Consider the following 7,180-nt stretch of genomic DNA (forward strand, 5'->3'; position numbering starts at 1 on the left):
CACATCAGATACAGATCTTTGACTGTGAGCCCGGATGACCGACTCGACTGATGCCTTGACCCATGCCTGGGTGCTTGTAACCGGCTTCGATGCCACGTTTTACGGCATCGTCGGCCTGTCGCTCAGGGTCAGCCTGAGCGCAGTTCTGCTGGCGACGCTGATCGGTCTGCCGTTGGGTGCGTGGATGGCACTGTCGCGATTTCCTGGCCGCGGCGCGCTGATCGCCGTGACCAGCGCCCTGATGGGCCTGCCGCCCGTGGTCGCGGGGCTTGCGATCTACATCCTGCTGTCGCGCGCCGGTCCGCTCGGCGAACTCGGCCTGCTGTTCACGCCCGAAGCGATGGTGATCGCCCAATGCCTGTTGGTCACCCCGATCATTGCGGCGTTAAGCCGACAGACCATTGCCGATCTGCATGGCGAGTATCACGAGCAACTGCGTTCCCTGAACGTGCGCAAGGGGCGCCTCGCGCTGACGCTGTTGTGGGAGGGTCGCTACAGCCTGATCACCGCGATCCTGGCCGGCTTCGGTCGGGCGAGCGCGGAGGTCGGCGCGGTCATGATCGTCGGCGGCAACATCGCCGGCGTCACGCGTGTCATGACGACCACCATCGCGCTGGAGACCAGCCGCGGCGATCTCGCCCTGGCGCTCGGCCTGGGCGTGGTGCTGCTGGCGATTACCCTGGGTGTCAACGCAATCGCCATGGGCATGCGCGGTGTCGCCTCGCGCGGCTACGCGTGAACGCGGACCTGGCCATCCAAATGACCGCGCCGATGTCACGCGCGACACCCACGGAGGCGACCTTGCCACTGGTGGCGCGCTCGGTGTGTTACCAGGTCAAGGGAGAGACCTTGATCGACGATCTGACCGTCACGCTGGTTGGCGGGCCGCGCACGGTCGTGCTGGGCCCCAATGGTGCCGGCAAAAGCCTCTTCTTAAGGCTCTGTCACGGCCTCATTCTGCCGACCAGCGGCAGCCTGACGTGGGCCGGTATCGAACAGGCGGATACCGCGCGCCGCCACCAGGCGATGGTGTTTCAAAAGCCTGTCCACCTACGCCGCTCCGCCGCCGCCAACATCGACTATGCGTTGACGCGGCAGGGCATGGCGCGGGGCGCGCGCCAACGCCGGGTCGCCGATGCACTCGCGCTCGCCGGTTTGACACCGCTTGCCGATCGCTCGGCGCGCGTCTTGTCCGGTGGCGAGCAGCAGCGGCTCGCCCTGGCGCGCGCCTGGGCGACCGAGCCACAGGTTCTATTCCTGGACGAGCCGACCGCCAGCCTCGATCCCACGGCGACCCGCGCCGTCGAGACCCTCATCGCCGAGATCCATCGCGCAGGCGTCAAGATCGTCATGACCACGCACGATCTTGGTCAGGCGCGCCGTTTGGCCGACGAGATCCTCTTCATGCACCGGGGACGGTTACTGGAACGGCAACCGGCGGACACCTTTTTCGAGCAGCCGGAGACGGACGAAGCGGCCGCGTTCATCAAAGGAGAACTGTTGTGGTGATCACCCGCGTTGCCGCATGGACACGCCGAACTCTTCTGGGTGTCATCGCCATTGCCCTGTTGGCAGCCACACCCGTCATGGCCGACGACGAGAGCTTCATTATCGTCTCGTCGACCACGTCGACGGAAAACTCCGGCCTCTTTGCCTATCTCTTACCGATGTTCGAGGCGAAGACCGGCATCCAGGTGCGCGTCGTCGCCGTCGGCACCGGCAAGGCGATCCAGCAGGCGCGTGACGGCGATGCGGACGTGCTGTTCGTCCATCACAAACCGTCGGAAGAGGCGTTCGTCGCCGATGGGTTTGGTATCAGCCGTCACGACGTCATGTACAACGACTTCGTCCTCGTTGGCCCGTCTTCCGATCCCGCCGGCATTGCTGGATCGAACGACATTGTCGCGGCGCTCAACACGATCGCGGATGAGGGCGCCGTCTTCGCCTCGCGCGGCGACGACAGCGGCACCAACAAGATAGAACTGGGCCTGTGGAAGGAGGCGGGCATCGCGCCGGACGACCAGCCGTGGTACCGCGCGACTGGCTCCGGCATGGGGGCGACGCTGAACACGGCGAGCGGCCTGGACGCCTATACGCTGACGGACCGCGCAACCTGGCTGGCGTTCCAGAACAAGGGCGATCTCGAGATCGTCGTCGAGGGCGACGGCCGCCTGTTCAACCAGTATGGCATCATCCTGGTCAGCCCGGAACGCCATCCCCACGTGAAAGCCGGGGAGGGCCAAGACTTCATCGACTGGATCCTGTCGCCCGAGGGCCAGAACGCCATCGCCGCCTTTGAGATCGACGGCCAACAACTCTTTTTCCCCAACGCCCGGCCGACGAGTTGAGCGACCCTCACCCTCCCGTCGCTCACGCGCCGGGCCCCTCCCTCTCCCGCAAACGGGAGAGGGGATAGCATCGCTGGCCATGATCCCTCGCCCCTACGTCAGTGGGGGAGAGGGTTGCGCAGGCTTGAGCGCGCCAGCGCCCTAGCCGGAGCTGGGTGAGGGGGTTACATAGTCGGTCGACGGACAAGGTGCGAACGAGACATGGCGATGCTCTATCCGCCCATCGAACCTTATGCCGACGGGATGCTTGATGTTGGCGACGGCAACGCGATTGCGTGGGAGATGTCTGGCAACCCCGACGGCAAGCCCGCGCTTGTACTGCACGGCGGACCCGGCTCCGGGCGTTCGACGTCGACACGGCGATTCTTCGATCCTGATGTCTATAACATCATCCTGTTTGATCAGCGCGGCTGTGGAGAGAGCACGCCGCACGCCAGCGACCCCGACTGCGACATGACCGTCAACACGACGGCTCACCTGATCGCCGATATGGAAAATCTACGCGCATATGTTGGTGTCGATCGTTGGCTCGTCTTCGGTCACTCCTGGGGTTGCACGCTCGCCCTGGCCTATGCCGAAGAACATCCCGAAGAGGTCGCCGCGCTGGTACTGGTCGGCGTGACGACATGTCGACAATCGGAGATTGACTGGCTGTATCGCGGCATCGCGCCTTTGTTTCCCGAAGCGTGGGAGAGATTTCGCGCCGGAGTGTCGAAGGCGGAGCGGAATGGCGACCTGGTGGCGGCTTATCATCGCCGGTTGAACGATCCCGACGAGGCGGTGTGTCACAAGGCAGCGAGTGACTGGCACGACTGGGAGGGGTCGCTTTCCGCCGATCCCGGCGCAGCGCTGTCCGAGGCGTGGGCCGATCCGCGTTTTCGCCTGGCGCGGGCGCGCATCATCACCCACTACTTTCATCATGCGGCATGGCTGAGCAAAAACCAGATCCTGTGTGGCGCGCACGCCCTGGCCGGCATACCCGGCGTCATGGTACAGGGCCGCCTCGATCTGGAGGCTCCGTTGATGACGGCATGGGACCTCGCGAAGGTCTGGCCGTCGGGCGACCTCGTCATCGTGCCCAACGCCGGCCACGGCGTGTCCGAAGCCGGCATGGGCGAGGCCATTACCGCCGCGACCGATCGGTTCGCGGCCGATCAGGGCATATGGTCCTAGCGTGGATCCTGTTTGGATGGCATACGAATGCGCATCACGTGTTGGGCGCCGTCTTCCCTTGTTGGGCCCAGGCGGACTGGAGCAACAAGCCCAGATTGATGCCCATGATCAGCTGTAACGCGGCGAGTAGTTCCTTTTTGTTTTTCAAGAAGTTGCGCAGCTCGCCCCTGTGCCAGGATACCTGTCGCACCGGCTCCGACGCGATGATGGTGACCGGGGCGATCTGATCGATCATGAACGAAACATCGCCGACAAATTGACCTTCTAGAAGTTCGCCGACCTGCTGACCGTTCTGATGAACCGCGGCCTTGCCGGAGACGATGATACTGAGGCGTTGCAGCGACTCACCTTCCCGCACCAGGACGTCGCCGGCTGCCTTGTCTTCCCAGCGCGCGAGCTTGAGCAGTTTAAGCATTTCGCGCGGTGTTAACGTCCTGAACACCAGGCGGTACAGCCGTTGCTCTTCGTCGGTGAGTTTGACCGGCCGACGCTCCAATATCAGGAGAGTTACCCAAAAAAGGTTGAGCGCGATAAAGCCGATGCCCCAGTAGATCGGCACCATCAGGGGCGTCGGCTGCAGATAGTAGTAGGGGAGTAGCAGGATGCCCCCGAGCACCGCGAAGATCCGCAACCACAAGACGTCGCGCACCGAATAGGAGATGACGTAGGTAACGTTTGCCAGATCCACCAGGATATTCATCGCTGCCCCCTGAAGTGCGCGAGGTTTGGGAAGTCTCAGACCACCACCAGGTTGCGCGGTAATCTCGACAGCACCTCCAAACCGTCTTCGGTGACCAGGAAGGTCTCGATATAGGCCGCGCCCGAGCCGCCAGGCCAGTCTTCCCAGACGTCGAATTGGTTTTCCATGTTGAAGACCATGCCGGGCGCGAGCTCGTAGTCGGGGAAGTCCAGGCGCGGTTTTACCCAGTGGTTGCCGCACCAGTCAGGCGGCACCGCGATACCGAGCGAATAGCCGCCGACGAACCAAACGTATGGTCTGAGGCCAACCTGGTCGGTGTAGTGGTCGGCGACGTCCTGGGCCTTCGACATCATGTCGCCGGTGGAAACGGCGGCCTGAATCGCGTCGATGCAGCCGGCGGACTTGTCCATCATGTCGGTCCAGCGCGGGTCCGGCTCGCCGAGCGAGAACGTGCGATTCAGATTGACGTGATAGCGGTGCAGGCAACCGCAGAAATCGACGAAGACGAGGTCGCCGTTCTTGATCGTGCGGTGCTGTGGTGGGCTGTGATGGGTGCCCGCGCGCGGTCCCGAGCCGATCATGCTGCGGATCCCGGGATAGCCACCGCCAGCCTTCATCATCGACGCCATGATGATGCCTTCCAGCTCCGTCTCCATAACGCCCTCGGCGATCCCATCGCGCGCGGCGGCCATAGCGTCGTCGGCGATGGCGGACGCCTTGCGCACGACCTCGACCTCCAGCGGTGATTTGATGAAGCGCTGGTGCTCGACCAGGAAGGAGTGGTCCTCGACGGTCGCGCCGCCGGCCTCCAACGCCGCCTTGAACTGATCGGAGGTTGTGGCGTGTGGCGCATAGCCCCAGGGCTGGATGCCGATCTTCGCCTTGGCCAGTCCGCGCTCGGCGATGCCCGACGCGATGATCTCGATCGAGTTGTCCTCGCGGGTGATCAGGACGGCCTCGCGGATCTCCGGCGTGGTCGAGACGATCGTCGTGTGGCCGACGCCGTCAAAGAACACCGTGTCATCGCTGTCGGCGCGCACAAGCAGGCCGGTCAGGTTCTGCAGGTGGAACCAGATCATGTCATAGCCGGTGAGCCAGTTGAGGTCCGCGGGATTGGTCACATAGACCGCGTCAAGCCCGTGATCGGCCAGCGCTTGGCGCACCTTGGCGCGGCGCTGCGCATACTCCTCGGCCGGGAAAGGTTGTACCCAGTCAATTTGATCTCTCAAATAGGATTGCATTGGCGTCCTCCCGACATCATATGGCTCACGCGGTTTGGTCTCAGTGGGACCAGTTAACCGGCAAAAACGCCGGCCTGCCAGCCTTGATCGCGGCTGTGTCGGGAAGACGTTTGATTGGCCAAAGGTGAGGGACAGGATGATGAAGCAGCATGATCGATCTCGATCGCCCCTACCGCCGGGCCCAGCCTGACGACGCTTTTCCGCTTGCTCAACTGATCAACTACGCCGGCGAGGGCATGCCGGTCTATCTGTGGGAAGGCATGGCCGAGCCCGACGAAAATCCGTGGGATGTCGGCCAGCGCCGCGCGCGCCGGGAAGAGGGCAGTTTTTCCTATAAGAACGCCATCGTCGTCGAATATGGCGGCGATGTGGTTTCGAGCATGATTGGCTACCCCTTGGCCGATGAGCCCGAAGCCATCAACTACGACACCATGCCCGCCATGTTCGTGCCGCTCCAGGAGCTCGAAAACATGGCGCCCGGGACCTGGTATGTGAACGTGCTCGCGACAAGCCCCGAGCACCGCAACCGGGGTCATGGTTCCGCATTGCTGGCACTTGCCGACAAGATTGCCGCCGAGCAAGGCAAGGCGGGCCTCAGCATCATCGTGACCGATGCCAACAAGGCTGCGCGGCGGCTTTACGAAGCCAACGGCTATTGCGAAGCCGCGCGGCGCCCGATGGTGAAGGACGGCTGGAAGAACGACGCCGACAACTGGGTGCTGATGACGAAGTCGCTTTGAGTATCGCGGGTGTCTATCCCCGGCGTAACACGACGGGGCCTCTATTCATGGATCCCGGGTTTGATGCGGGATGCGGCGGTGGTGTGGTGTTAAGGGTTGCACTCATCGATACCGCCCACACGTCGCGCCCCGGACCTGGTCCGGGGCCCATGAATACCGACGTCCGTCGAACCGCCGCGCGTCACCGCAGCATATAGAGACGGTTCAGTTTCACCTCGCGCGCCGGTTCGGTTGTCGCGAGATCGCCGTCGACGAAGACGTCGAAGGTCTGGCTGTCGACACGGATCTTCGGCAGGGCATCGTTCAACAGCATGTCCTGCTTTGTGAGCTTGCGCGTGCCGGAGATTGGCAACAGCGGTTTGGCGATGTCGAAGCGTCCGGCGATGTCGTCGTCCAGCGCCGACGCGTGCACGAAGGCCGCCGACAGCGCGTTGGGCGCCGAACCGACGCCGCCCCAGTTGGCGCGCATCAAGGTCGGCTCGAGCCCGCTTAACGCGCCCGCCGCGTCACCTGCAACACCCCAGACCTGCATGCCGGCCTTGACGACCTGCGAGGCTTTGACGCCGAAGAAGGCCGGGCTCCACATGACGAAGTCCGCCATTTTGCCGGGCTCCAGGCTGCCGACATGGTCGGCGATGCCGAACGTGATCGCCGGGTTGATGGTGATCTTGGCGAGATAGCGCAGGATGCGCGCATTGTCCGCGTTGTCGAACGACTCTTCGGGCAACGGCCCGCATTCGTCGCGCATTTTCGACGCCTGCTTCCACAAGGACGTGACGACTTCCATGGTGCGGCCCATGCCTTCGGCGTCGGAACCGAACATGCTGATCGCGCCGATGTCATGCAGCACGTCCTCGGCCGCCATGGTCTGCGGCCGCAACCGGCTGTCGGCGAACGCGACGTCTTCGGGCACGTTCGGCGACAGGCTGTGGCACAGCATCATCATGTCGAGATGCTCGTCGAGCGCGTTCAACGTGA

8 protein-coding genes are annotated in these 7,180 nt (G+C 63.6%); 5 read left to right on the plus strand and 3 right to left on the minus strand.

Features of this window, described 5'->3' with window-relative positions; genetic code table 11:
* Nucleotides 1-34: 34 nt before the first annotated feature.
* The 4 genes from AAF563_10980 to pip all read left to right on the plus strand — a co-directional run bounded on the left by AAF563_10980 (nt 35) and on the right by pip (nt 3,521).
* Nucleotides 35-739 carry an ABC transporter permease gene (locus AAF563_10980; protein MEM7121792.1) on the plus strand — a complete coding sequence of 235 codons (705 nt, stop codon included), beginning with the start codon at nt 35-37 and terminating at the stop codon, nt 737-739.
* On the plus strand, nt 736-1,509 hold the full coding sequence (locus AAF563_10985) for an ATP-binding cassette domain-containing protein (GenBank protein MEM7121793.1): 774 nt from the start codon (nt 736-738) through the stop codon (nt 1,507-1,509). The genes AAF563_10980 and AAF563_10985 overlap by 4 nt, the downstream gene beginning before the upstream one ends.
* Nucleotides 1,510-1,586: 77 nt before the next feature.
* Nucleotides 1,587-2,348 carry a substrate-binding domain-containing protein gene (locus tag AAF563_10990; protein ID MEM7121794.1) on the plus strand — a complete coding sequence of 254 codons (762 nt, stop codon included), beginning with the start codon at nt 1,587-1,589 and terminating at the stop codon, nt 2,346-2,348.
* A gap of 201 nt (nt 2,349-2,549) precedes the next feature.
* A complete protein-coding gene (pip, locus tag AAF563_10995; GenBank protein ID MEM7121795.1) occupies nt 2,550-3,521 on the plus strand; it encodes a prolyl aminopeptidase in 972 nt (323 codons plus the stop codon).
* Between the two features lie 34 nt (nt 3,522-3,555).
* On the opposite strand, the gene AAF563_11000 is transcribed toward pip, so the two are convergent.
* Nucleotides 3,556-4,221 carry a cyclic nucleotide-binding domain-containing protein gene (locus AAF563_11000; GenBank protein ID MEM7121796.1) on the minus strand — a complete coding sequence of 222 codons (666 nt, stop codon included), beginning with the start codon at nt 4,219-4,221 and terminating at the stop codon, nt 3,556-3,558.
* 35 nt (nt 4,222-4,256) lie between these two features.
* Nucleotides 4,257-5,462 carry a Xaa-Pro peptidase family protein gene (locus tag AAF563_11005; protein MEM7121797.1) on the minus strand — a complete coding sequence of 402 codons (1,206 nt, stop codon included), beginning with the start codon at nt 5,460-5,462 and terminating at the stop codon, nt 4,257-4,259.
* A 149-nt stretch (nt 5,463-5,611) separates the two neighbouring features.
* Here AAF563_11005 and AAF563_11010 point away from each other — a divergent pair, with 149 nt between their 5' ends.
* Complete coding sequence (locus AAF563_11010) at nt 5,612-6,202, plus strand: GNAT family N-acetyltransferase (protein MEM7121798.1); 591 nt, start codon at nt 5,612-5,614, stop codon at nt 6,200-6,202.
* A 181-nt stretch (nt 6,203-6,383) separates the two neighbouring features.
* On the opposite strand, the gene AAF563_11015 is transcribed toward AAF563_11010, so the two are convergent.
* Nucleotides 6,384-7,180: amidohydrolase family protein (locus AAF563_11015; protein ID MEM7121799.1), on the minus strand; the 797-nt coding region annotated here is incomplete at its 5' end.

The sequence above is a fragment of the Pseudomonadota bacterium genome (genome assembly GCA_039028155.1).
GTDB lineage: Bacteria > Pseudomonadota > Alphaproteobacteria > SP197 > SP197 > JANQGO01.